Source organism: Psychrobacter sp. TB20-MNA-CIBAN-0197 (assembly GCF_040309765.1).
In the GTDB taxonomy this organism is placed as follows: domain Bacteria; phylum Pseudomonadota; class Gammaproteobacteria; order Pseudomonadales; family Moraxellaceae; genus Psychrobacter; species Psychrobacter submarinus.
The window spans coordinates 1-276 of sequence record NZ_JBEOPC010000500.1 but is presented as its reverse complement, the minus strand read 5'-3'; the positions used below and the strand labels follow the sequence as shown (position 1 = coordinate 276).

The window sequence follows — 276 nt, the reverse complement described above, 5'->3', positions numbered from 1 at the left end:
ATCGACAGCCAACCGCTGTTCGAACACATCTACGATGCCTTGATCGAAAAACGCACCCTGGATATCGAATATGCACTGAGTTTCGCCGCTAACCCGCAGCAGGATCCCGCTCGCTTGATCGCCGAGCTGGAGCGCGCCATCGGCGCTGCGTTGCCGGATCTCACTCCGCGTCTGGCCCTTCAGGCACAAACCCTGTTCGAACGGCACCTGCGCAACAGCGCCCCGGACTGGTACCGCAGCGCCGACGCGGCCAAGCGGGCCGAACTGGCGTTGCAC

The 276-nt window shown here is 63.0% G+C and carries 1 protein-coding gene; it reads left to right on the top strand.

All coding sequences use genetic code 11. From position 1 onward, the window contains the following. Window positions 1-276: hypothetical protein (locus AAEY83_RS14680; protein ID WP_351060023.1), on the top strand; the 276-nt coding region annotated here is incomplete at both ends.